Below are 23,169 nucleotides of genomic sequence, written 5' to 3' on the forward strand. Positions count from 1 at the left end.
GTGGCTACTTTCGGGTGAGGGTGGCTTCTTGGATCGCGCTGAGCGCGAAATGGTGGCGGCTGGCTGCTACGGGGGCGGTGAGGAGGGGGTCTCCGCATTCGAACATCCAGTCGAAGAGGGCAGCGGAGAGATCCCTGAGGATTTCCGACTGCTCCGGATGGCCGGCGATGTTGTCCAGTTCCTCAGGGTCTGTGGTGAGGTCGTAGAGTTCCGTCGCCGGGCTGGTGCCGATGGTGGGCCCGCCAAGGTCCGCCGGCAGGCTGCGGTGGATCCAGGATTGTGTGGGATCCATGGCGCGTGGTGCGTTGGAAAAGTTGACGATCAGTTTGTGGGTGGGTGTCCGCACTGATCGTTTGGGGTCGTAGTACGTGTGGTAGCTCAGCTGGCTGAAACAGTGGCTGCGGGGAGTGTCTCCCGTTTCGACGGCTGGCCTCAGGCTTGTTCCGGCGAGGCCGTCCGGAGTTGGCAGTCCTGCCAGGTCCAACAGGGTGGGCAGGACATCGACGTGACTGACGATGTCCGACACGCGCCTCCCGGACCACGCCGGGTTGCCGGGATGGCGAAGCATCAGCGCAACGCCGAGTCCGGCGTCGTACAGGGTGCATTTGGCACGGGGCAGCGCAAGCCCGTGGTCGGTGGTGAACAGCACCAGCGTCTGGTCGCGGAGGCCCAGCGAATCGAGTTCCGCCAGGATGCTGCCGACGCCTTCATCCATGTGTTTGACCGCGCCCTGGAGCTCGGCGATTTCCTCGCGGGCACCGGCATCGTCCACCAAATGGGCCGGAACGGAATGCCCCAAGGAGACGTCCGGTTCCACGCCATCGGCAAGGAACCCCATCACTCCTGGGCGGTCCCTTGCGGAGGGCACCCGGTGCGGCTCGGTGAAGCCCACCTGCAGGTAGAAGGGCCGGTCGCTGCCGGACATCCGACGCAGGGCGTCAGTGGCGCGATCTACGACGACGTCCCGCGTACCTCCCGTACGGGCGTGGTCGAAACCGAGCCGACTGGCCACAACGTCGTCGTCAAGGACGCGCGATTCGTGGTGCACGCCGACGAGCTCGGTTTGGTAGCCGACAGACTTCAGCCTGGAGGCGATGTGGTCTTTCGGCTCTTTGAGGTCCCATCCGAACGGCTCGTGCGTCAGCCCAAGGACACCGTTGCTCTGGGGATACGTACCTGTGAACAAGGAGGCCCGGGCCGGGCTGCAGTGGGGAGCTGTGGCGAAGGCCTGCTCGAAGAGCACGGACTCATCGGCCAAGGCGTCCAAGTGCGGGGTTGAGACCGTTTCCACTCCGTAGGTGCCCAGGAAACGGCCAAGGTCGTGGCAGTGGATCAGGAGAATATTGCGCATGGTCAGCCCATCCTTTCGAGGTCGGCCCGGGTCAGGGCGTGTTCCATGGGTTGGCCGCTGATGAAGCGGCGGAGTTCGTCAACCACAATGCCGCCCGCCCTGCGTCTGGAGTCGATGGTGGCTCCGCCGAGGTGGGGAGTAAGGAGCACGTTCGGCAGGGTGCGCCATGGGTCATCTGCGGGAAGGGGCTCGGCGTCGAAGACATCCAACGCAGCGTCTATCCGGCCCGAACGCACCTCTTTATAGAGGGCTTCCATGTCCGCGATGGTGGAGCGGGCCGTGTTCACTAACGCTGCCCCATCCGGAAGCAGGGCGAGTTCGGCAGCACCGATCAGCCCCGCGGTTTCATTGGTGGCGGGGGCGTGGATGGCGACGACATCGCTGTTTGCCATGAGGCCATGCAAGGTGGCGGAGCTGGCTGCAAGGGGATCCCCTTCAAGGAGGTACGGATCATAGACGCGTACCTCTGCGCCGAGTGCCCGGCAGGCGTCGATATAGCGGCGGCCCGTCCGTGAGGCGCCGACTACGCCGATGCGGGCGCCGGAGATTTCACGGGCCCTGGGTACAGCGCGGGCATCGTCCCAGTTGGTGCCGTTGCGGAGGCTGTGATCGAGCTGGTGCACGCGGCGCAGCAGGCTCAGAGTGAAGGTGAGCGAGAGCTCCGCGACGGCCGGGGCCATGGCTGCTCCCGCTTGGGAGATGGGGATACCGGCGGCCCAAAATGCGTCGCTGACAAGGGCGTGCAGCGATGACGCGGCGTGGACGACGCATTTGAGGTTCGGCGCCGCTGCCAAGTGTTCGGCATCGAGGCGGGGGAAGCCCCAGGCTGTGATGAAGATGTCTGTCCCTGCTGCCGCGGCGGCGAAAGCGTCCAATGACTGGAGCTGGGCCGGTGCGATGGCGGTAACCTCGCCCAACTGGTTCAGTGCAGCCTGGGTTTCCGGGGAGATGAAGGCCGCCCGTTCCACGTCCGGGATGCTCAGGAGAATCCTCAGTCCGGCGGCGGTGGGTGGCGGTGGTGTCGATGCAACGCCGTTGTTGATGTTCATGGGTTGAGATTGCCAGTTTCAGTATCTTTTGTCAATGACTAAAGTAAGTATGATGGAGAGTGTGAAAGCAATAGCGCTACGGATGCCAGAATGGGTGGGATCCTTTGCCGCGCAACAACAGGAGCCACCAGCAATGAAGCCACGTGCAGGCAGCAAGGCCCTGATCCGTGAGATCAACGAGGCCCTGGTGCTCGACGTCGTGCGGACCAAATCGCCCGTCTCCCGGGCCACCATCACGGTGCAGACCGGCCTGAGTGCTGCCAGCGTCACCGGAATAACGGGCAAGCTCATCAACTCGGGCCTGCTGGTTGAGACCGAGATCGCGCCCAGTACGGGCGGCAGGCCCGCCCGCCTGCTCGAACTTGGCCGCGAGGGCGTTTTCGCCGCGGGCGTGCGGTTGTCTGCTACGGAAGCGCACGCCGTCGTCGTCGATTTGCGCGGTGAAGTGGTGGCCGCGCACAGCGAGCCGTTGGCATCCACTGAACCTGCCGAAGCCGCGGCAGCCGCGGCGCGGGCAGTGCGCGATGCTGCAGGCGGCAGGGAGCCCAAGCTTATTGGTGTGGGGGTGGCCATCTCCGGCGTTGTGGACCAAGCGAGTGGCCTGGTGCGGCACAGCGGGGCCATGAGTTGGGCTGATATAGCCTTCCAAGAGCTCCTCGAAGAAGTCGCAGCCCACCCCGTCGTCATCGACAGTTACGTCAACGCCTACACGCGCGGGCTGCTTTTCGACGGCGTCTTTGCAGGCCGCGAGATGCTCATCTTCAGCGTCGGCACCAGCCTTGGCGCCGCCGTCGTGGTTGAAGGCCGTATCCAGCGTGGCTTCAACGGTTCTGCAGGGGGTTTCGCTCATTCGCGGGCGATCACCGGTCCCGAGCCGGCCAGACCCTGCCACTGCGGCGCGGAGGACTGTTTCGAAACCCGAGGCAGCCTCTGGGGCATGCAGCGTGAACTGCAGCGGAGCGGCCAGGACCGGGGGATAGACCCCGACGCCGATTCCAGCCTGATTGCCGACGCGGCATGGCACTTGGGCATTGGAATGGCGAACATGGCCAAGGTCCTGGGCCCCGGTCAGGTGGTGGTCGGCTTCGCGCCCGAAGCCGATCTGGGGACGTTTGCCGAGCAGACCAAGGCCGCGTTCGTGCGCCAATACGACCACGCGAATACTCCGCCTCCAATTTTTGATACCGCCATAGCGGATCCCGTAGCGCTGGCCAGGGGTGCTGCATGTTCGGTGCTTGCGCGACTTTTCACCGCCAGCCCGGCTGGATAGCAGCAGATGCCGTTTGCAGGGCTCAACACGGCATCTGCTGCTACTTACATGGGCTAGTGCGGCTTAGCGCCGCATGGTCTGCATTGCCTGCTGATCGTCGATCCTGACGAGGTCGGATCCTTGCAGCGTGTAGAGCAAGCCGTTCTCGTCGGCGGTGATGTGGGGGCCGCTGTACCAGCCGCCGTTGATGCCGGCCACCACAACGGACACCGCGAACGTGATCGGATCAATGCGGAACACGGTGGTGTCGGAGACGCCGTACACGATTCCGCGGCTGACCTGGAGGGCGCCGAAGTCGGTGCAGACGCTGCTCAGGTCGCCCCGGTGAACCACTTGGCGGGTGTCGAGGTCAATGACGAACAGGCCGGAGGCCTTGCGGGACATGCCGTAGAGGAACTTGCCGTGGATGGCCATTGCCGCGATGCCCTGCGGCTGTCCCGGATCCACGCGCCACAACTCCTGGTTTGCTACCGGATCCCAGGCAACCACGGTGCTTCGCGGGCCGGTGGCATAAATATTGTCCCCTCCGAGGTACGCCACGCCATCCTTCGTGGCCACGGCCCGCACCATTTGAAGGGCATCGATGGGGTTGACCTTAGAGATCACCTGCGTGGTCACCGGGTTGTAAGCAGCGAAGCACCCGCCACCACCGGTATCGTTCTGCGCCCCGGCAATGACCAGCCCGTTCACGGCGTCCCAGCAGACATCCAGGGGACGGTTTTGTCCCGGCGGGAGCGCGGCCACTTGGTAGGGGAGTTGCCCGGTAGAGGGATCGTAGGAGTAGATGCCCCGGGAGTTGTACTGGCCGGTGTAGAGGATTCCACCCACGATCACGGCATCCTTGGCTTCGCCCGTCGCCCGAAGGTAGGAAACCTGGTTCGCAGCCAGCTGGTGACGCGCAATGGTTCCGGTGCCACCCACATACACGTCCCCCGCACCCGCGGCGAGGCCCATGCAGAGTTGCGGACCGCCCGGAGCTCCAGCCTGTGTGAGATCACGCTTGACGGCGGTCTTCGCCACAGGATCGACTTCAATGACGTCGTAGGAAGAGACAGTGAGCGCCTTGTTGCCGTAGACGTCCAAGCCCCACATGGCCCCAACATCCTCCGTGAGGATTTGGGTGATCTTTTTGCTGACCATGTTGTAGGACCAGACGCCCGGCTCCTTCACGAAGAAAACGTCGTTGCCCAACTGCCGGAACATCACCCCGGTCTTGGCGATGATCGCGTATTTGGAGTGGTCTGCCAGATTGATGAGTACGGATTTCCCTGGGCCCTTGACGCCCACTCCGAGCTGGCCATTCAGGACGCTGAGCGAGGTAACGGATACGCCGGTGGAGACTTCGGCCGGGAGGATGTTCGTGGATGCTTTGGTTGTTCGATCAAACGCAAACAGGCGTGCCGGGCTGGAACCGTTGCCACCACCCAAGGTGCTGCCGGTGCCAAAGTACACGTGACTGTCAGTGGCGGCCACGGCCTGCGCGATGGTTGCCCCTGGATCCGGCACCCCCCAGCTGGTGGTGGCGTTCGTTCCGGGATCGTATTCCCAGAGAGAAGGAGCCTTGGAGGTCTCACCGCCACCTGCTGCATAGACCTTGCCGTCTGGAGCAACGGCCAGGGCCCTGATGTCCCGGTCCCCGGTTTCACCAACACCCACTGCCGGAGAGCTGGGCGTGCTCAGGTCCCAGCGGTAGATATTCGGTTTCCCATCCACACCGTCGCGGAGCACGCCGGCGTAGAGGTAGCGACCCGTGGAGTCGGCGGCCAGCGCTTGGATGCTGTAGCCGGATCCAAGGTCAGTGCGGGAGGTGACTTTGCCGGTGGGAAGGTGGAAACCGATCACCCGCGCAGGGCTGAGGTTGCGGGACCCGATGTAGACGGTATCGCCCACCAGCAACGAACTCATCAAGGAAAACTGCACGACGGCGGGTCCCAGGTTGGTGATCACGGGACCGCCGGCGGCCTGGTTCCGGGGTGCGGCCTGCGCTGCGCCGGAGGACATTGCCGACAATGCTGCGGCGAGCCCGCCGATGCCCCCGGTCTGCAGCAATTGACGGCGATTGATGGCAAATGTGGACATGGAAGATCTCCTCATTGAGTGTCCCGTGGGGGTGGTTTTGGTGCTTTGCGGGACGTTCCGGATACGTCCCCTGCGCACTCCCTCAAGGGTTTCAGCCCTCAAGTCTGAAATCCATGATTCGAACATTTTCAGACATTGGCTGCGTGCCCTGCCGCCCCTCGGGCTGCGGCTACATGGCCTGCCGCCCGGCGCTCCGCCACCACGCCACGGTGGCTGCTGCTGCCTCGGGCAGGGGAGTGGGTTCAAGCCCGAGCCTCCGCTGGCTGGCGGTCGAGTCCATCACAAAGGGACGCTCGAACTGGTAGAGCATCTCCGCCAGCTCACGCATGTCGGTGGAGAAGACGCCGGCAGCCCGCAGTACCCAACCGGGTACTGCACTCACTTTCGGGACGGAAACCCACGCGGCGTCGGCGTAGGCTGCAGCCACTTCGCGCTGGGTCATCGGCTGGCCGGTCGGTGCGTGCAGCACGCTGTTCCACAGCCGGGGTTCCAGCGCCGCAGCGATCATGGCCGCGGCGAGGTCCGGAACATACGTGAAGGAGTGCGGCTGGTCTGCGCTTCCGATGACCTGGATCCGCTTCCCTGCCAGAACCAAAGGGACCATCCGTTCCCCGGCGTGGGCCATTTTTACCCGCGGCCCAAAAAAGTCCCCGGCTATGACGCTCACCGTATTCGCAGCGTGCAGCTCCCGTGCTTTCAGCAGCTGGACCCGGACGCCGCGCTTTCCGCCGGAAGCTTCCCGCGGGCTCGATTCAGCCATGACCTTGTCCGGCTCGCTGTACGAGTACAGGCTTTCGGGGAATACGACGACGGCGCCCGCGGCCGCCGCTGCATCCATCACCACCTGCTCTGCTTGCGGGAGTTCGGCGGCCCATGCCGCTGTCCGGTAGGCGGATCCGTGGATGCAGTGGAAGACAGCGATGGCACCCTGCACGGCGTCCTTGAGCTGCGCAGGATCAGAGACGTCCGCACGGATCCGGTCAACTAAGGGATGCTCCGGGCCGCTGCCGGATCGCGTCAAAACACGAACCTGGTGACCTTGCCCTGCCAATCGCTCCGCAACACTGTAGCCAACGGGTCCTGCTCCTGTGACGACGTACATGGTGGTCCTTCTTTCGGATCTGCAGGGATTTGAATGTGAGAGCACTGCTCTCTCAATCAGAATGGACTGCGCATTAACGTCTGTCAAGAGCAGTGCTCTCATTTGTTGACACCGCTCTCCATTGTGGCAAGCTGGGGACATGACTCCAGCCGAACCTGCCGCAGCCATGACGAAGGCGAAGGCTCCCACTCCCCGCGAGCGTGCCCGCCGCCAGACCATCGCCGACATCATCCGGCTCGGCCGGGAGCACCTGGCTGTCCATGGTGCGGCGGCCCTGTCCCTGCGCGCTGTGGCGAGGGATCTCGGCGTCGTATCCTCTGCCGTCTATCGCTATGTGGACAACCGCGACGAACTCCTCACGCTCCTGCTGATTGACGGCTACAACGAGCTGGGTGATGAAGTCGACGCAGCAGTGAACGCTGTGCCCGGGGATGACTTCGCCGGGCAGTTCGCTGCGCTCGCCAAGGCTGTCCGCGCCTGGGCCATCCGTGAACCTGCCAGCTATTCGCTGCTTTTCGGCAGTCCCGTGCCCGGATACCAAGCACCTGGCGAACGCACCACGGGACCCGGGACACGAGTCATCGTCCGGCTCGTCGGTATCTTTGACGCCGCCTACCGTGCAGGTGCGCTGAACGCAGAGGTGAGTCCCGCCGTCGTGATTCCCGAAAAGCTGGCAGCGGATCTGGCGACCATCCGTGAGGAGATGCACCTCGAGGCCCCGGACGCAGCTTTGGCGCGCGGTGTACTGGTGTGGACGTCCGTGTTCGGGGCTGTCAGCTTTGAGGTTTTTGGGCAGTACGGCCCGGATACTTTCAAGGCGCGGGACGAACTTTTTGACCACCAACTGCGAGTCCTCCAGGGCCTGGCGGGGCTCCAAGGCTAGGGCGCTACAGTATTCAGATGGTTCGAGGGCTTGCAGACATTGGTGCGGAGGGGGTCCTGCTCGCAGGCGCCGGCCGCGCGATTCTCCTGCAAATCGCAGACCCCAGGGTGGGCCACGGCGTAGCCGAGCACAGCAATTTCGCGGAGCGTCCCATGGAACGGCTTCGGGCCACCATGACCTACGTCTACGCGGTGGTTTACGGTTCTGAACAGCAGCTTACGGCCGTTCGCCGCGCCGTCAACCGCGCCCACGCGCCCGTCCGCCGCGGACCGGCCGGCGCCTCCAAGGGGTACAACGCCTTCGACGTCGAATCCCAGCTGTGGGTAGTCGCCACCCTCTACGACACTGCCGTCACTGTCTACGAACAAGTGCATGGAAAGCTCGACGACGACACCGCCGACCGCATTTACCGCGAGTACGCGCGGATCGGGACAGCCCTGCAGCTTCCGCCGGATATGTGGCCCGCTGATCGTGCTGCGTTCGCCGCATATTGGGATGCTCGCGTGCGCGGACTCCGGCCGGACGACCAGGCGCTGAGGGTTGCCCGGGAGCTGCTCTATCCGGTGGGCGGCCCGCGGGTCCTGCGACTCGCAATGCCGCTGGCGCGCTTCCTCACAGCCGGCCTGTTGCCGGAGCATCTTCGTGAAGGCTTTGGCTTCGAATGGGGCGCCGGCCATGCCCGCCGGTTTGAGCGGACCATGCGGGTACTGGGGCGTATCTATCCGCGGTTGCCGCAACGGATCCGGCACTGGCCACGGGATTACTACCTTGGCGGGCTGGACGTGGGAGTCGAGGTGCCGCATGCGTAACTTCACCTCGGTTGAGGAGTCCATTGACGACGCCGCCCACCGCTACCTGGACCGGTTCCGCGGAGGCCGCCTCCAGGCCGGGCTCACCGAGTTCGTGGTCTTTGGGCTGAAGCAGGCGTGGGCGTGCGTGTTCGGTGCTGCGTTGCTCGCCGTGATTTTCGGGGCGCGGCTCTGGTATCCGGACAACGCCGGCCTCGCCCGGAACGACTTCCTGACCCTTGCCGCCGTCGTTATTCAAGTATTGATGATCGCCTTCAGGCTGGAAACCCTGCGGGAACTGCGGGTGATCGTGCTGTTCCACGTGGTGGGCACGGTGATGGAGCTGTTCAAGACGGACGTCGGTTCCTGGGCGTATGAGGCCGAGGGCGTCCTGCGGATCGGCGCGGTCCCGCTGTTCAGCGGGTTCATGTATGCCGCCGTGGGCTCCTACATGGTGCGGGTTTTCCGGTTGTTCGACCTCCGCTTCGACCGCTACCCGCGCCGCTGGATCACGGCCCTGGTTGCTGGTGCGATCTACGTGAATTTCTTCTCGCACCACTACATCTTCGACCTCCGCTGGGTGCTGCTGGCCGCCGTCGTGGTTGTCTACGGGCGGTGCGTGATGCACTTCCGGGTGTTCCGGCGGCGCTTCCGCATGCCGATCCTGGTGTCGTTCCTGCTCGTGGCGGTGTTCATTTGGTTCGCCGAGAACATTGGAACCTGGTCGCGCGCGTGGCTCTATCCGAACCAGTTGGAGGGCTGGCAGGCAGTTTCCATCGACAAGCTGCTGGCGTGGTTCCTGCTCATGATCATCTCGGTGGTGCTGGTGGCGTGGGTCTACAAACCGGAACCGTTGGACGCTGCCACGGACGCGGGGGTTTCTAGGCTTCGCCGCGTATCTTCTTGAGTGCTGCCCGTTTACCACGAGGTCGTTCGGGGGTACAAGGGGCGAAATGTAGGGGTGCTCTGTCCTTAGGTGCAACTTTCCGCTGGTACTTGCAGTTCACGGGCGGTCGATGGCCAACGAATCACATAAGATCACAGCATGCCGGACTTACCTTGGACCACCAATCAGTTGCGTAAACTGGGCATCTGCATCAGGGACTCCAGGCCAATTCCCGAATCACTCCCCACCTACGATGCCGTGATGGTGTACTACAACGACGTAGCTGCCGACACGCAATCAAAGATCAAAGCGTTGGATTGGACTCCGTTACTTGGTGAGCGCATACCGGAGGTTACCTCCCGCCCCAAGACCATCGATACCCTGCGAGAGAAGCTTCAGCGCGACCACTCGACGCCCTTGCAAAGCGTGCAAGACATAGCTGGCGTGCGGTTTGAAGCAGAAATGACCCTTGATGAGCAGGATGGCGTGGCGAATGCCATCGCTGGTCTGTTTGGTCACGATCTGCAGGTGTGCTGTCGCGACATGCGGGACAGCCCGCATAGTGGATACCGCGCGCTTCACCTCTGGCTAAAACTCCCGGCACGAGTTGAAGTCCAAATCAGAACCCACCTTCAAGGCCGATGGGCGAACACCTATGAAGCAGCAGCAGACGTGCTGGGCAGGGGGATTCGATATGATGAATTGCCCACGGACGATAGGGAGAAAAAGTTCGTCGTTGATCTGCAAGACATCTCCACTAGTGGCCTCTCCACACTTGAGCGGCGCCGTAGCAAAGTCCGCACACTTCGCAGCTTGGAAGAGGCCAAAGAGCAGCCGTCCAAGAGCACGTTGAGAGAATTCACCAAAGCGGAAAGAGACATGGACGAGACGGAGAATGTGGTCCTGGAAGGACTGGCGAATCTCAAAGCTTCGTTTGATACCATGCGGCTTACTAGGAAGGAATGAGACATGCCTGGTTATGTTATCGAGTACAACCGTCTTACCGGCGATCGGCTGGTTACAGCATTTCCTGGAGCCGATGGTCATAAAGCAGCGCTCTTAGAGCGACTGCGTCTGGAGAAGTTGCGCCCCAGCGAGGACTGGGAAGTCGTCTCGCTGAATAGCGACTCTTTGGAGACAGTCCAGAAGACTCATTCGCGTTACTTCACGGGCAAAGAGGTTCACGCTTTAAGCGCCTAAAACGCACCTCGTAGAGGAAGGGCTCGGCAGTCAGCAGACGGCCGGGCCCTTCCTGCGTTCCACTAGTCATCTAGAGCAATTGAACCCGAGTGCAACTGCCAGTTCACCGTGGGCGAAACCAGCCCTCCGGCCCCGTGATTCCGGGATGTTTCCGGAGCTGAAAAGCAAAGTTGAGCGTACTTCACTCAACTTTGGATTGACATCTTTCCGAGGCTGAGTACAGTTGAGTGCAGAACGCTCAACTAGCCGATTGTTGAGCAGGCTTCCGGCACGTAGACCGCCCAGCGGACCGTTGCCAGGGTGCAATCTCCAACATCGGCCATTGAAAGGAAACAAGATATGTCACGTGCAGTAGGTATCGACCTCGGAACAACCAACTCCGTGGTCTCTGTTCTCGAAGGTGGCGAGCCCACCGTTATCGCCAACGCAGAAGGCGGCCGCACCACGCCGTCGGTGGTTGCGTTCTCCAAGTCCGGCGAAGTCCTGGTCGGCGAAATCGCCAAGCGCCAGGCCGTCAACAACATCGACCGCACCATCGCTTCGGTCAAGCGCCACATGGGCACCGACTGGAACGTCGCCATCGATGACAAGAAGTACACGCCGCAGGAAATCTCCGCGCGTATCCTCATGAAGCTCAAGAACGACGCCGAGAGCTACTTGGGCGAAAAGGTCACCGACGCTGTGATCACCGTTCCGGCCTACTTCAACGACGCCGAGCGCCAGTCCACCAAGGAAGCCGGCGAAATCGCAGGCCTCAACGTCCTCCGCATTGTCAACGAGCCCACTGCGGCTGCACTGGCCTACGGCCTGGACAAGGGCAAGGAAGACGAACTCATCCTGGTCTTCGACCTCGGTGGCGGTACTTTCGACGTCTCGCTCCTCGAGGTTGGCAAGGACGAAGACAACTTCTCCACCATCCAGGTCCGCGCAACCGCCGGTGACAACCGCCTCGGCGGCGACGACTGGGACAACCGCGTTGTCGAGTGGCTCCTGAACCAGCTCAAGGTCAAGGGCATCGACCTCTCCAAGGACAAGATCGCCCTCCAGCGTCTCCGCGAAGCTGCAGAGCAGGCCAAGAAGGAACTGTCCTCCTCCACCAGCACCAACATCTCCCTCCAGTACCTCTCCGTCACCCCCGACGGCCCGGTTCACCTGGACGAGCAGCTGACCCGTGCCAAGTTCCAGGACCTCACCAAGGACCTGCTGGACCGCACCAAGAAGCCGTTCAACGACGTCATCGCCGAAGCCGGCATCAAGGTTGCGGACATCGACCACATTGTGCTCGTCGGTGGCTCCACCCGTATGCCTGCTGTCTCCGAGCTCGTCAAGGAACTCGCCGGCGGCAAGGAGCCCAACAAGGGCGTCAACCCGGATGAAGTTGTGGCCGTTGGCGCTGCACTCCAGGCCGGTGTCCTGAAGGGTGAGCGCAAGGACGTCCTCCTCATCGACGTCACCCCGCTTTCCCTCGGCATCGAAACCAAGGGTGGCGTCATGACGCACCTCATCGAGCGCAACACCGCTATCCCCACCAAGCGTTCCGAGACCTTCACCACCGCTGATGACAACCAGCCGTCCGTGGCCATCCAGGTCTTCCAGGGCGAGCGTGAATTCACCCGCGACAACAAGCCGCTGGGCACGTTCGAACTGACCGGCATCGCTCCGGCACCCCGCGGCGTTCCGCAGGTTGAGGTCACCTTCGACATCGACGCCAACGGCATCGTCCACGTGTCCGCAAAGGACAAGGGCACCGGCAAGGAACAGTCCATGACCATCACCGGTGGCACGGCGCTCTCCAAGGACGACATTGACCGCATGGTCCGTGAAGCCGAAGAGCACGCTGCAGAGGACAAGGCCCGCCGCGAAGCTACGGACACCCGTAACTCCGCAGAGCAGCTCGCCTACTCGGTGGACAAGCTGATCGCCGACAACGACGACAAGCTGCCCGAGGAAGTCAAGACCGAGGTCAAGGCCGACGTCGACGCCCTCAAGTCCGCTCTGGAAGGCACCGACGACGCCGCTGTGAAGACTGCGTTCGAGAAGCTCCAGGCTTCCCAGACCAAGCTCGGCGAAGCCATCTACTCGCAGGCCGCTGCAGCTGACGCTCCGGGTGCCGGCGCCGAAGGTGCTCCTGCCGGTGGCGAGTCAGGTTCGGCCGCTGACGAGGACATCGTCGACGCCGAAATCATCGACGAAGACGAAGCGAAGAAGTAGCCATGCCTCACCACGGCAACGAAGCAGAGCACTCAGAAGGCAACGAGCCGCGCAAGCCGGTAATCCGGGACAACCGCAAGGTTGACCCGGAGACCGGGGCAGCACGTCAGCCCGACAGCGAAGCTGCGGCTCCCACCGAAGGCAACGCCGCTCCCACGGACGGCGACGCCCTCTCCCAGGCTGAGGAAATCCTCAACGGGGTAGAGGTGCCGGCAGAGGAATCGGTAGCCTCCGGTGCCGCGGCTGAAGCCCAGGCTGCGGAGCTCCGCAACGACCTCCTCCGCCTTCAGGCTGAGTACGTCAACTACCGCAAGCGCGTCGAACGCGACCGCGCCGTAGCAGGAGAGATGGCCGTCATTGGCGTCCTGAACTCCCTGCTCCCGGTGCTGGACGACGTCGACGCCGCCCGCCAGCACGGTGACCTCGAAGACGGCCCCTTCGCCGCCATCGCCACCAAGCTGGAGAACGCGCTGAAGACGTACGGACTGGAACGCATCGCGGACACTGGAGTCGAATTCGACCCCACCATCCACGAAGCACTCATCCAGCAGCCCGGCGAAGACATCGAGGTTGACACTGTCAGCCAGGTGCTGCGTTCGGGATACCGCTCCGGTGAGCGGGTCCTGCGTGCAGCCCAGGTCATCGTCGCGGTTCCGGCTTAGTCCCACCTTGTCGCTACACCGGATATGGGGCGGTGCCCGTCCCCTGCCACTCCCAAGGCTCGCAAGCTCGCGTCGGGACCCTCGTGGCAGTGGGCCCCCACGGGTGGCCCTCCACACCGCCGCCCCATATCCGGTTGCGCGCCCGCTGTAAGCTCGCCTGAGGTGAGGTGACTGCGGACGTACGCTTAGTTTGTTTTAGAAAGGAACGCTCTTGGCCAGCCAGGACTGGGTTGAAAAGGATTTTTACGCGATCCTTGGTATTGCCAAGGACGCGTCCGACGCGGATATCAAGAAGGCTTACCGCAAGCTAGCCCGCGAGCATCACCCTGATACGAATTCGGGGAATGCTGCTGCGGAGAAGAAGTTCAAAGACATTTCCGAGGCTTACTCGGTGCTGTCCAATCCTGAGGATCGGCAGCAGTATGACGCCATCCGCGCCATGGGCGGTGCCAGGTTCGCGCCGGGTGCTGGAGCCGGGCGTGGTGGTGCAGGAGCCAACGGTGGGTTCGAGGACCTGTTCGGTGGCTTGTTCGGCGGTGGCCCCGGTGCCCGTCAGCCCGCGGGCGGCGGAATCCCTCCGGAATTCGCTGACCTCTTTGGCGGTGGATTCGGCGGTGCCGGCCAGACCGGCTTCCAGCGTGCGCCGCAGAAGGGTTCGGACCGGACCGCGACTACTTCCATCTCGTTTGCCGGTTCCATCAAGGGCACCACGGTGAGCCTGCGCGAGAGCAACGGCAACGTGATCGACGTCAAGATTCCCGCTGGAATCAAGGACGGCCAGAAAGTCCGCCAGCGCGGCAAGGGCAACGTTGGCCCCGCCGGCAATGGCGACCTCATCATCACGGTGAGCGTGAAGCCGCATGACTTCTTCCACCGCGATGGCGACAACATCCGCATCCACGTGCCCGTCACGTTCGCAGAAGCGGCACTCGGCGCCACCATCGAGGTTCCAACGCTCGACGGCGATACCGTCAAGGTCCGCGTACCGGCCGGGACGCCCTCGGGCCGTACCCTCCGGGTCAAGGGCCGTGGCGTGAAAACGTCCAAGGCCACCGGTGACCTGTTGGTGACCATCGACGTCGCCGTCCCGCAGAACCTGAACAAGGAAGCGGAGGAGGCCGTGAAGGCGTTCGCCGCCGCCACCACCGACGCCGACCCGCGTCACGACCTGGCCGCAAAGGCCCGGTTGTAAGGAGGCGGTCATGGCTATCGACGTCAACCAGCCGATCTTTGTCATCTCCGTCGCTGCGGAGCTTGCCGATATGCATCCGCAGACGTTGCGCCAGTACGACCGTTTGGGCATCGTGTCGCCCAGCCGTGCGCCCGGCAAGTCCCGCCGCTACTCGCAGAACGACGTCAACAAACTGCGGGAGGTCCAGCGCCTCTCGCAGTCCGGCGTCTCGCTCGAAGGCATCAGACGCATCCTCGACCTCGAAAACCAGGTTGCTGCACTGCAGTACCGCGTGACTGAGCTGACCGAGGAATTGTCGCGTCGCCGCTCACCCGTGGACGCGCGAATCTTTGCGGCGGGCGCAGCGGGTGACGTCGTCAGCCTCTCCCGCGGTCAGCGCCCGCGGGCGCGGTCCCAGGCAGTTGTGGTGTGGCGGCCACGCCAAGGAGAGAACCTCTAGGCCGGAGGTTACGGCAGGGTCCGGTCCCAACTGACCACTACCCGTGCAGCGCCCTGTTCGGTCCGCTCCACGTCGGTGACGATCTGTGATTCGGGCGCACCCATGTCACGTATCTGCTGCTTATAGTTCTCCACATGCTCCAGCAACGATTCTTCAGTCCATTCGCCTGGACGCATCCTCGTCGAGATTTCGACAGGCTCCTCCGGAACCAGGATTTCCGCTGGACGGGCCACATGCGGCTCTGAAGCGTCGGCCGGCGACTTTTCCAGCCGCGAGGCTCCCTTTGGTTCCTGACGGCGGTCCTTGATGGGTTCGGGTTCTCCCTGCGGCACCAACATACGGAACGCGAAGGCCCCGCCTGCCACACCGGCTACCAGGCCCATGGCAATGAGCCATATGGTCCGGCCCGGTCCGCGCCGCTTGGGAACTGCTCCTGTGGTGTGTGACTTTTTTGGGTTTGGTCGTGCCATGGGGAGTTCAACTTTCCGTCGGCGTTCGGTAGTCCATACATGAGCAGGCTGTAACCCGCACCACCATCGTAAGCATGCTGAGGACTCGTGGTAAGACATTGGGTCCATGACGGCACACAGACGAAACGCTGTGCCCCCGGCCTCCACCCTGGACCGGGGGCTTGGCTTCGTACGATCTACCTCAGCCGGCGAACTGTTGCAGCGCGAACTCCACATCGACGTCGTCGTCCATCTGCTTGACGATCCTCCCGGTCTCGTCAACGTCCTTGTACCCGGCGTGGCTGCGGGTTTCCGCCGATTCACCGAGGAGGGCCGCGTTGGACCGCTGGTACAGCTCAAGCCAAACAACTCCCGGTACTGGGAGGCCCTTCGAATGGGCATCCCGGATTCGCTGTGTACGCGCGGAGCAGCGCGCAGAAGCCTCGGCTTGAGTGGCCGGCAAGGCGCTGACCACCACGCCATCAGATCCTTGAACTGAGAGCCGGACCTGGTACGAGTCGAGTTCGGGAACAGAATCCAAGGCTTGCAAAAGCTCCGGTGAGCTAACATTCCGGACAGAGATTTCCACTGTTCTGCGCTCAAGGATGATGTCCCGCAGCGCCGGAATCAGGAGCGCGGACAGGCGGCCCGAGCCATCGACGACGACGCCCGGCCCGGTTTCGTCGTAACGCACCGCTTCGCTGGGGACAGAGAGGGGATGCGCGTGGATCAGTTGGAGCAGGCCGAGGCCGTGAACTTCGGCAGCCAGTAGCGCGTCCCTGGCGGCAGGTACTTCTCCGGGCAGGGCACCTGATGCCACCAGCAGGCGCTCCAGGATCAGCCTGCATTCGCGCACGGACATTGCGGCTTTGCCCGGCGGGGGCGTCAGTTTGGAATCGCTCATTTGTTTTAGTCCTTCGGTTCTGCGGGGAACAGCCAGTCCTGGCCCGTTCCGTTGGCGATTTCTGCGGGTGTGGGGGCGCCGTGGAACAGGACCCCCACAACGCCGACGGGCCCGTCTTCCTTGGTCTTGTCCAGCCCGTAGAAGGCGCTGTTGAAGAGGCGGATGATGTGGGCGGGGTTGAAGTGTTCGTCCCGGGTGTTTGCCTGGACGGTGTGGTAACTGGTCTCTCGAAGGGCGAGCAGGCGTTCAATCGGGGCGCGGTACTCAGGGAACTGGCGCGAAACGGATCCTGCAGTCCGGGCCGGGTCCATGTCGCGGAGAAGGGGGACCAATTGCTGCAGCTTTTGCGGCAGATCCAGCGTCATGTCGTCGAAAACGGCTGGAAGGTCCTTGAGGGGTCCGCGGCGGGGCTCTTCAGCATTTGCGGATTTGTACCAAGCGAAGTGAAGCGCCGAAGGATGATCCAGATCTACCCTGGTTGCCCAGCCGTAGTCCTTGGCGATGATGTCCAGGAGTTCACTGACCGGGGTGGCAGGTGCTGCAGGGTGGTGCTCTTCCACGGTGATCAGGCTGGACATATCCGCCGGCGCCGGCAGCAGTTCCATGAGCAGCGCGCTGAGAATTTCCTGCGTTTCGGAGGTGAAGTCCGCGCACTCCTGATAGAGGGCGTCCAGCAATGTGCCGGTTTCGCCTGCGGTTTGCCTCAGGCGGGTCAATCGTGAGCGGAGTTGTTCCAGCTCTGAACTGACCAGTTCAGCGGCCGGCTGGTAGGTGTACCGCATCCGGTCTTTGGCTTTGTACCTGACGGCACGTTCCAACAGCGAGTCCAGCCGATCCAGCTCAGGTGCGTCCGCAGCCAGAATCAATTCCCGTGCTTCAGCCAAGCTTGATTCCCGTAGGGTGATCCAGCGGTCCATCATGTGCGGGTGGTTCTTCGCGAACAGCACCAAACCGAGTCCGGAAGCATTGCCAAGGCCAAGGAAGCGGCGGAAATCATGGCTCAGCGTGGTGGCATCGGGACTCTGGGCTTGTGCCATGTGTTCCGCGAGGTCAAGGCTGAATTCGCGCATGAGGTACGACGTCAGCATTTGCGCGTGGTAGGGCGTCCGCAGGGGATGGTCTGACTCGTAGGCGGCGAACGAGCGTGTTCCGAAGGTCCCGTTTCCGTCCAGGCCGGTGTTCCGCATGAGGTAGCAAACAGCACCCAGCACCCTTGCAGGGGGTTGTTCACCGCGCGACAACGACTCGACAGCGAGGTCGAAGGCCCGCATGCTCCGGTTGGCCCGGCACCAGATCAGCGTTCCCGGGGCGGCCCGTCCCCCATAAAGTTTGGGCAGCTCCCGCTTGGTGTGTTCAATGCGTTCGTCGCCGGCTGCACCCTCAATGAGTGCGCCCATCATGTCCCAGTGGCTGCCGATGATCCGGTCGGTCCGTTCAACGCCCTCCTTGGGTGCGTTGGAGAACACCACGAACTCAAAGGACCAGTCGTCATTGACGGCCACGTGATAACGGGCGTTTCCTTCACCGGAAGCATCGATATCGAATTCAGGCCGGGAGATGACCCAGCGCTCCTGGACCATCTTGGCCACCAGCGTTCTGCTGGCGCTAAAGCGGGTGGGCTGCAGCGCGCCCAGCACATCGGGCGTCATGACGACCCCCGGCTCCCTCAATTGCATCATTCCTGCTCCATTCAACGACTCTTGGTGTGCCCGTAAGTGTGGGCGAGATTCTAAGCGTATGTCTACGCATACGTGACAGTGTTCAGCATACACAGACATGAAATCCAGTGATAGAGCGGAAAACAGCGAAATTCCAGATTTAAGAAACCTGAGTCTTGTATCTGTGTCGCAGCGCACGTATGCTCCTGACAAATGGAAAATACATCAGCCCTCGAAGACCAATCCGCTCAGAAGTCCGCAACCCGGACACTTAGCTCAGCCAGCCGGGCCCTCGGCCTCCTGGAAGCAATTGCGGAGCACCGCCGACCCGTCAAGCCACCCACGTTGTCGCGTCAACTGGGCTGGTCGAGGGCTACGTTGCACCAGCACCTGGTTACCTTCGTGAACGCAGGATGGCTGGAACAACTCGAGGATGGCTCCTACCGACTGTCCATGAGGGCAAGCCGCGTGGGCAGGGCAGCGATGGAGCAGTCCAGCATCGGCGAGCGGGTCCTGCCGCTCATGCGCCAACTCACTGAAGCCACCAGGGAATCAACATTCCTTGCGGTTCTCGATGGCGATGCTGCCCATATTGTCGAGCGGATGGAACCGCGCCGACGTATCCGTGCGGACATCAGCGCAGAAATGAGCTGGGCCCTGGATGACAGTGCTTCGGGAAGGGTTTTGATGGCCTTCGCGGATCCCGCCGTCGTCGACGAACTCCGGGCGACCGGTGCAAAACTCCCAACACAAACCGAGCTCGCACGCGTGCGCCGCAACGGCTATGCCGTTTCAGCACGCGAGCCTGACGACGAAGACATGATCACCGCCGTCGCCGTCCCTTTGATGGACGATCGCGGCTACTGTGTTGCCGCACTCGGGGTCCTTGGACCCGAGGATCGCTTGGACATCGAGGACGTTGCCCGCAGGCTCCAGGCCGGCGCCGACAACCTCCATGCGCTGTGGCATCCAGCCAACTAGTACAAGCCAGAGGAACTACCACACCATGAAAACACCCGACAATATCTACGTCGACGGGATGGAAAGCGGCAGCTTCACGTCCGAGACCCTGAGGACCATCCGGTCCGGGGACGTCGACTGCATTACGGTCACGTGCGGTTTTTGGGATGACGCCGTGGAATCCATGGACGCCATCGCACGATGGCGTGAACTCATCGAGGAAAACAGCGACGTTGCGGGGATCGCGAGAAACGCCGATGATATCCGGCGGCTGAGAGCCCAGAACCGTACCGCAGTACTACTGGGTTTCCAGAACACGTCCTCCCTCCAGGGCCGCATCCGTTTTGTACGGTTGTTCGCAGAGCTGGGGGTGCGTGTCTTCCAACTGACATATAACAATCAGAACGACGTCGGATCCAGCTGCTATGAGCCCGGCGACGCAGGACTGACCAGGTTCGGCTACGAAGTAGTTGGCGAACTCAATCAGAATGGCATCCTGGTGGACCTCTCGCATGTGGGGGAGCGGACCTGCAAAGACGCAATTGCCGCTTCCGCCAAGCCTGTGGCCATCACCCACGCGAATGCGGCGAGCCTCTATGCGCATCCCCGCAACGTATCGGACAGCACCATCAAGGAATTGGCGGCACGCGGCGGTGTCATTGGCTGCGCCCTATACCCCAACCTTGCTGGCCCGGATTACAGCAAGTCCTTGGATGCCTGGTGCGAAATGGTCCTCAAAACCGTGGAGATAGCCGGGATCGAGCATGTGGGCATCGGCTCGGATCTGGGTGGCAGCACCACGGATGCGGACCTGGCCTGGATGCGGGAGGGGCGCTGGACCCGGAAAGCGAACTACGGCGCTGCCTCGGCAGCATCCCCTGGCGACGACGATCCACAATGGTTCACCTCCATGGAGTCGTTCGCCGGAATCGCCGAAGGCCTGGCCGGACGCGGACTGAACACTTCGGAAGTCTCGGCCGTGATGGGCGGAAACTGGATGCGTCTTTACAGCGAGGTCATGGCATGAGCGCCTTATCAACCACCAAACCTGCGGGCGCTACGGTGCCGCGCAAGGTCATCCCGCTCCGCCGTCCAGGCAGGATCGTCTCAGCAATCATCATTTTGATCCTGGTTGCTCAAGGCATTCTTGTCTTGTTTACCAACCCCAACTTCGAATGGGAGGTGGTGGCGAGCTACATATTTGCCCCTCCCATCATGCAAGGGCTGTGGCTGACACTCTGGCTCACTGTGGTGGCCATGGTGCTGGGCATCGCCTTGGGTGTGGTGCTTGCGATCATGCGTCTGTCCTCCAATCCCGTTGCGTCCTACACCGCCTGGGCCTTCGTATGGTTCTTCCGCGGGACGCCCCTGCTGGTGCAACTGGTGTTCTGGTACAACCTGGCAGTGCTGTTCCCGGCGATCAACCTTGGCATCCCGTTTGGAGGTCCGGTGTTCGCCAGCCTCGACGCCAACAAGATCATCACTCCGATCGTCGCAAGCCTCCTGGGCCTGGTGCTTAACGAGGCCGCGTACATGGCTGAAATTGTCCGCTCAGGCATCACCGCCGTGGACAAGGGCCAGGTAGAGGCGGCCAGTGCCCTCGGCATGAACCGGGCCAAGACACTGCGCCGGATCATTCTCCCGCAGGCATCACGGGTGATGATCCCGCCTGCAGGCAACGAGACCATCACAATGCTCAAGAGCACATCCTTGGTGAGCGTCGTTGCCGTGGCAGACCTGATGTACCAGGTCAACCTCATCTCTGCCCAAACGTTCCAGACTATTCCGCTGCTCATTGTGGCCAGCCTCTGGTATCTCCTGGCAACTTCGGTGCTGTCTGTTGGACAGTCCCGGCTGGAACGGAAGTTCGGTCGCAGCGATCAGCAGATCTCCGGCCAGGGAAACAAACTCACACAAATGTTCAACGCACGGCGTCTCCTGAAGGCAGGCAACCGATGAACGCCCTACCCATGGTCCAGGTCAGCGATGTCCACAAGCATTACGGGGACTTCCACGTCCTAAATGGCATCGATCTGGCACTCAATGCAGGTGAAGTGATGTGCGTGGTAGGACCATCCGGTTCCGGAAAATCCACCATGCTGCGATGTATCAACCACCTGGAGAAGATCGACGCCGGCACCATCCACGTTGATGGCGAGCTGGTGGGATACAGGGAGCGCAACGGCAACCTCCACGAAATGAAGGACAAGGACGTGTGCCGGCAGCGCGCCGACGTTGGAATGGTCTTCCAAAAGTTCAACTTGTTCGCGCATATGACCGCCCTGGAAAACATCATGGAAGCGCCCATGCAGGTACGGGGCAGGAAGCGTACCGAAGTCCGCGCCGAAGCCTTGGAACTCCTGGAACGCGTTGGGCTTGGCAACAAGAGCGGCAACTACCCGGGCCAGCTCTCCGGTGGCCAGCAGCAGCGAGTCGCGATCGCCCGGGCGTTGGCGATGCGCCCTAAAGTCATGCTCTTTGATGAACCCACGTCCGCGCTGGACCCCGAGCTGGTTGGCGAGGTCCTGGACGTCATGCGTGAATTGGCCGCATCCGGAATGACCATGGCAGTGGTAACCCACGAGATGGCGTTCGCCAAGGAAGTGGGCAACTCACTGGTCTTCATGGACGGCGGCACGGTCATCGAAAGCGGCAGCCCCCGCGAGGTCCTGAACAACCCGCAGCACCCTCGAACACAGGCTTTTCTTTCCAAAGTCCTCTAACAGGACCTCCTGCATTCCCCTCACTAAAAAAGGAATCCCCAATGAAAGTCATGTCCCAGCCCCGTCATGCCCTGAAGAAGCCAATGGCGGCAGCTTCAGCCCTCCTGGCAGTCAGTCTGCTGTCAGCTTGCGGCAACGGCGCCGCAGCTCCAGCAGCCACATCCGACGTCAGGGCAAACGCAGAAGTCCAGGCCCTCCTTCCTGAAGAACTGAGGAAGGGCGGCACTGTGGAGATCGCCGTCGACTCCGCGTACCCTCCCATGGACTTTATGGAAGGCGAGAAGATGGTGGGCATCGAACCGGAAATCTGGGCCGCTGCCGGCGAGCTGATGGGCGTCACCGTCAAGCCGACCACCGTCGCATTCGATGCAATAGTTCCAGCCCTGCAGTCCCAGCGGTACCAGGCGAGTTTCGCTGGTTTCTGGATCACAGAGGAACGCACTAAGGCAGTGGACATGGTGTCCTTCTTCCAAAGTGGCTCTCAGTACTTGGTCAGAGGTGACGACAGCAAGGGAGCTATCGACAGTTTCGCCGACCTTTGTGGCCGTTCGGTGGCCCTTCAAAGCGGCTCCTACGAAATGACCTACGCGGAAGATGCAGGCAAAGAGTGCGAATCCGCCGGCAAGCCCGCGGTGCAGATCCAGGGATACAAAACCCAGGACCAGGCGACGCTGGCCGTAACCAGTGGACGCGCCGATGCCACCGGCATGGGTGCAGAGGTAGCGGGCTACGTCGCCCAGCAGTCCAAGGGAAAGCTCAAGACGGCGGGAAAGGTCTTCCACACTGTTGAAGGCGGCATCGCCTTGCCCAAGGGCAGCAAGCTCTCCGCTGCATTCCAGGCCGCCTTCAACAAGTTGATCGCGGACGGCAAGTACAACGAGATCTTCGCCAAGTGGGGCCTCGAGAGTGCCAAGATCACCGAATCCAAAGCGCACACCAGCTAATGAGTTTGGCACAGGAGACGGCGACATTCATTGCCGAACCCGGGGCGGACCTGGAAACCGCACTGTACTCGGATACCGCCACTTCGGCTGGAGTTGTCTGGACTACCCAGATTCCCACAGGTCCTGATGGCAGCATTCCTGATGGCATTGAGGCGCAGTCCAGGCAGGTGCTGGACAACCTGCGCTCCGCCCTTGAACGGGCCGGAAGCAGCATGGAACACGTCCTCCACATGACCATCTACTTCACAGACATGGCCGAGCGGGCCGCCTTCAACGAGCTCTATCGGGAGTACTTCCCGGCGCCCCGTCCGGTCCGATGCGCCCTCGGGGTCAGCCAACTAGGCATCGCGGGAATGAATGTGGAATTGACCGCGACGGCGGCGGTGGCCGCCGCGAACTAAGGCACCTCAGCGGCCGGT

Annotated in this window: 23 protein-coding genes; 16 read left to right on the forward strand and 7 right to left on the reverse strand. The window is 62.4% G+C overall.

What is annotated here, in order from left to right; genetic code table 11:
• Positions 1 to 4 precede the first annotated feature (4 nt).
• Together AC6JA3_RS03055 and AC6JA3_RS03060 are read right to left on the reverse strand one after the other, a co-directional pair.
• A complete protein-coding gene (locus AC6JA3_RS03055) occupies positions 5 to 1,351 on the reverse strand; it encodes a sulfatase family protein (protein WP_347782545.1) in 1,347 nt (448 codons plus the stop codon).
• Between the two features lie 2 nt (positions 1,352 to 1,353).
• The gene (locus tag AC6JA3_RS03060) at positions 1,354 to 2,400 is read right to left on the reverse strand and encodes a hydroxyacid dehydrogenase (RefSeq protein ID WP_347782546.1); all 1,047 of its coding nucleotides are present in this window, start codon (positions 2,398 to 2,400) and stop codon (positions 1,354 to 1,356) included.
• Positions 2,401 to 2,533: 133 nt separating this feature from the next.
• Between AC6JA3_RS03060 and AC6JA3_RS03065 the strand changes: the two genes are divergently transcribed.
• Complete coding sequence (locus tag AC6JA3_RS03065; RefSeq protein WP_026543417.1) at positions 2,534 to 3,670, forward strand: ROK family protein; 1,137 nt, start codon at positions 2,534 to 2,536, stop codon at positions 3,668 to 3,670.
• A 63-nt stretch (positions 3,671 to 3,733) separates the two neighbouring features.
• Here AC6JA3_RS03065 and AC6JA3_RS03070 read toward each other — a convergent pair whose 3' ends face one another.
• Both AC6JA3_RS03070 and AC6JA3_RS03075 read right to left on the reverse strand, forming a co-directional pair.
• Complete coding sequence (locus AC6JA3_RS03070; RefSeq protein WP_026543418.1) at positions 3,734 to 5,749, reverse strand: esterase-like activity of phytase family protein; 2,016 nt, start codon at positions 5,747 to 5,749, stop codon at positions 3,734 to 3,736.
• 169 nt (positions 5,750 to 5,918) lie between these two features.
• On the reverse strand, positions 5,919 to 6,851 hold the full coding sequence (locus AC6JA3_RS03075; RefSeq protein WP_026543419.1) for an NAD-dependent epimerase/dehydratase family protein: 933 nt from the start codon (positions 6,849 to 6,851) through the stop codon (positions 5,919 to 5,921).
• 139 nt (positions 6,852 to 6,990) lie between these two features.
• Between AC6JA3_RS03075 and AC6JA3_RS03080 the strand changes: the two genes are divergently transcribed.
• The 9 genes from AC6JA3_RS03080 (at position 6,991) to AC6JA3_RS03120 (ending at position 15,112) form a co-directional block, all read left to right on the forward strand.
• Positions 6,991 to 7,734, forward strand: a complete 744-nt coding sequence (locus AC6JA3_RS03080; protein WP_026543420.1) for a TetR/AcrR family transcriptional regulator — start codon at positions 6,991 to 6,993, stop codon at positions 7,732 to 7,734.
• Between the two features lie 17 nt (positions 7,735 to 7,751).
• Positions 7,752 to 8,543: an oxygenase MpaB family protein gene (locus AC6JA3_RS03085; protein WP_026543421.1), complete on the forward strand. Its 792-nt coding sequence runs from the start codon at positions 7,752 to 7,754 to the stop codon at positions 8,541 to 8,543.
• Positions 8,536 to 9,429 (forward strand): DUF817 domain-containing protein, encoded by an 894-nt coding sequence (locus tag AC6JA3_RS03090; RefSeq protein ID WP_026543422.1) that lies wholly within the window; start codon positions 8,536 to 8,538, stop codon positions 9,427 to 9,429. The genes AC6JA3_RS03085 and AC6JA3_RS03090 overlap by 8 nt, the downstream gene beginning before the upstream one ends.
• Positions 9,430 to 9,567: 138 nt before the next feature.
• Complete coding sequence (locus AC6JA3_RS03095) at positions 9,568 to 10,374, forward strand: RelA/SpoT-related domain-containing protein (RefSeq protein WP_051421719.1); 807 nt, start codon at positions 9,568 to 9,570, stop codon at positions 10,372 to 10,374.
• 3 nt (positions 10,375 to 10,377) lie between these two features.
• On the forward strand, positions 10,378 to 10,608 hold the full coding sequence (locus AC6JA3_RS03100; protein ID WP_026543423.1) for a hypothetical protein: 231 nt from the start codon (positions 10,378 to 10,380) through the stop codon (positions 10,606 to 10,608).
• Between the two features lie 339 nt (positions 10,609 to 10,947).
• On the forward strand, positions 10,948 to 12,819 hold the full coding sequence (gene dnaK, locus AC6JA3_RS03105) for a molecular chaperone DnaK (protein ID WP_026543424.1): 1,872 nt from the start codon (positions 10,948 to 10,950) through the stop codon (positions 12,817 to 12,819).
• Positions 12,820 to 12,821: 2 nt separating this feature from the next.
• Positions 12,822 to 13,481 (forward strand): nucleotide exchange factor GrpE, encoded by a 660-nt coding sequence (locus AC6JA3_RS03110; protein ID WP_026543425.1) that lies wholly within the window; start codon positions 12,822 to 12,824, stop codon positions 13,479 to 13,481.
• A 211-nt stretch (positions 13,482 to 13,692) separates the two neighbouring features.
• Positions 13,693 to 14,673, forward strand: coding sequence for a DnaJ C-terminal domain-containing protein (locus tag AC6JA3_RS03115; RefSeq protein ID WP_026543426.1), 981 nt, complete (start codon positions 13,693 to 13,695; stop codon positions 14,671 to 14,673).
• 10 nt (positions 14,674 to 14,683) lie between these two features.
• The gene (locus AC6JA3_RS03120) at positions 14,684 to 15,112 is read left to right on the forward strand and encodes a heat shock protein transcriptional repressor HspR (RefSeq protein WP_026543427.1); all 429 of its coding nucleotides are present in this window, start codon (positions 14,684 to 14,686) and stop codon (positions 15,110 to 15,112) included.
• Positions 15,113 to 15,120: 8 nt separating this feature from the next.
• Here the strand turns inward: AC6JA3_RS03120 and AC6JA3_RS03125 are convergent, their stop codons facing one another.
• From AC6JA3_RS03125 to AC6JA3_RS03135, 3 genes are all read right to left on the reverse strand, one after another.
• Complete coding sequence (locus AC6JA3_RS03125; RefSeq protein WP_223943809.1) at positions 15,121 to 15,582, reverse strand: hypothetical protein; 462 nt, start codon at positions 15,580 to 15,582, stop codon at positions 15,121 to 15,123.
• A 181-nt stretch (positions 15,583 to 15,763) separates the two neighbouring features.
• Positions 15,764 to 16,465, reverse strand: a complete 702-nt coding sequence (locus AC6JA3_RS03130; protein ID WP_026543429.1) for a hypothetical protein — start codon at positions 16,463 to 16,465, stop codon at positions 15,764 to 15,766.
• Between the two features lie 5 nt (positions 16,466 to 16,470).
• Complete coding sequence (locus AC6JA3_RS03135) at positions 16,471 to 18,144, reverse strand: hypothetical protein (RefSeq protein WP_051421721.1); 1,674 nt, start codon at positions 18,142 to 18,144, stop codon at positions 16,471 to 16,473.
• A 192-nt stretch (positions 18,145 to 18,336) separates the two neighbouring features.
• On the opposite strand from AC6JA3_RS03135, the gene AC6JA3_RS03140 reads away from it, so the two are divergent.
• Genes AC6JA3_RS03140 through AC6JA3_RS03165 form a run of 6 tightly spaced genes read left to right on the forward strand, consistent with a single transcriptional unit; the run spans position 18,337 to position 23,151 of the window.
• A complete protein-coding gene (locus AC6JA3_RS03140; RefSeq protein WP_051421722.1) occupies positions 18,337 to 19,104 on the forward strand; it encodes an IclR family transcriptional regulator in 768 nt (255 codons plus the stop codon).
• A 25-nt stretch (positions 19,105 to 19,129) separates the two neighbouring features.
• Positions 19,130 to 20,110, forward strand: a complete 981-nt coding sequence (locus tag AC6JA3_RS03145; protein WP_202900216.1) for a dipeptidase — start codon at positions 19,130 to 19,132, stop codon at positions 20,108 to 20,110.
• Positions 20,107 to 21,042 carry an amino acid ABC transporter permease gene (locus tag AC6JA3_RS03150; protein ID WP_051421723.1) on the forward strand — a complete coding sequence of 312 codons (936 nt, stop codon included), beginning with the start codon at positions 20,107 to 20,109 and terminating at the stop codon, positions 21,040 to 21,042. Before AC6JA3_RS03145 ends, AC6JA3_RS03150 begins: the two co-directional genes overlap by 4 nt.
• Positions 21,039 to 21,806, forward strand: a complete 768-nt coding sequence (locus AC6JA3_RS03155; RefSeq protein WP_026543432.1) for an amino acid ABC transporter ATP-binding protein — start codon at positions 21,039 to 21,041, stop codon at positions 21,804 to 21,806. Before AC6JA3_RS03150 ends, AC6JA3_RS03155 begins: the two co-directional genes overlap by 4 nt.
• Positions 21,807 to 21,847: 41 nt before the next feature.
• Positions 21,848 to 22,750 (forward strand): ABC transporter substrate-binding protein, encoded by a 903-nt coding sequence (locus AC6JA3_RS03160; protein ID WP_347782547.1) that lies wholly within the window; start codon positions 21,848 to 21,850, stop codon positions 22,748 to 22,750.
• Positions 22,750 to 23,151 (forward strand): RidA family protein, encoded by a 402-nt coding sequence (locus AC6JA3_RS03165; protein WP_497919894.1) that lies wholly within the window; start codon positions 22,750 to 22,752, stop codon positions 23,149 to 23,151. The genes AC6JA3_RS03160 and AC6JA3_RS03165 overlap by 1 nt, the downstream gene beginning before the upstream one ends.
• The last annotated feature ends 18 nt before the right edge of the window (positions 23,152 to 23,169 follow it).

Source organism: Arthrobacter sp. TmtSoilC79 (genome assembly GCF_059739405.1).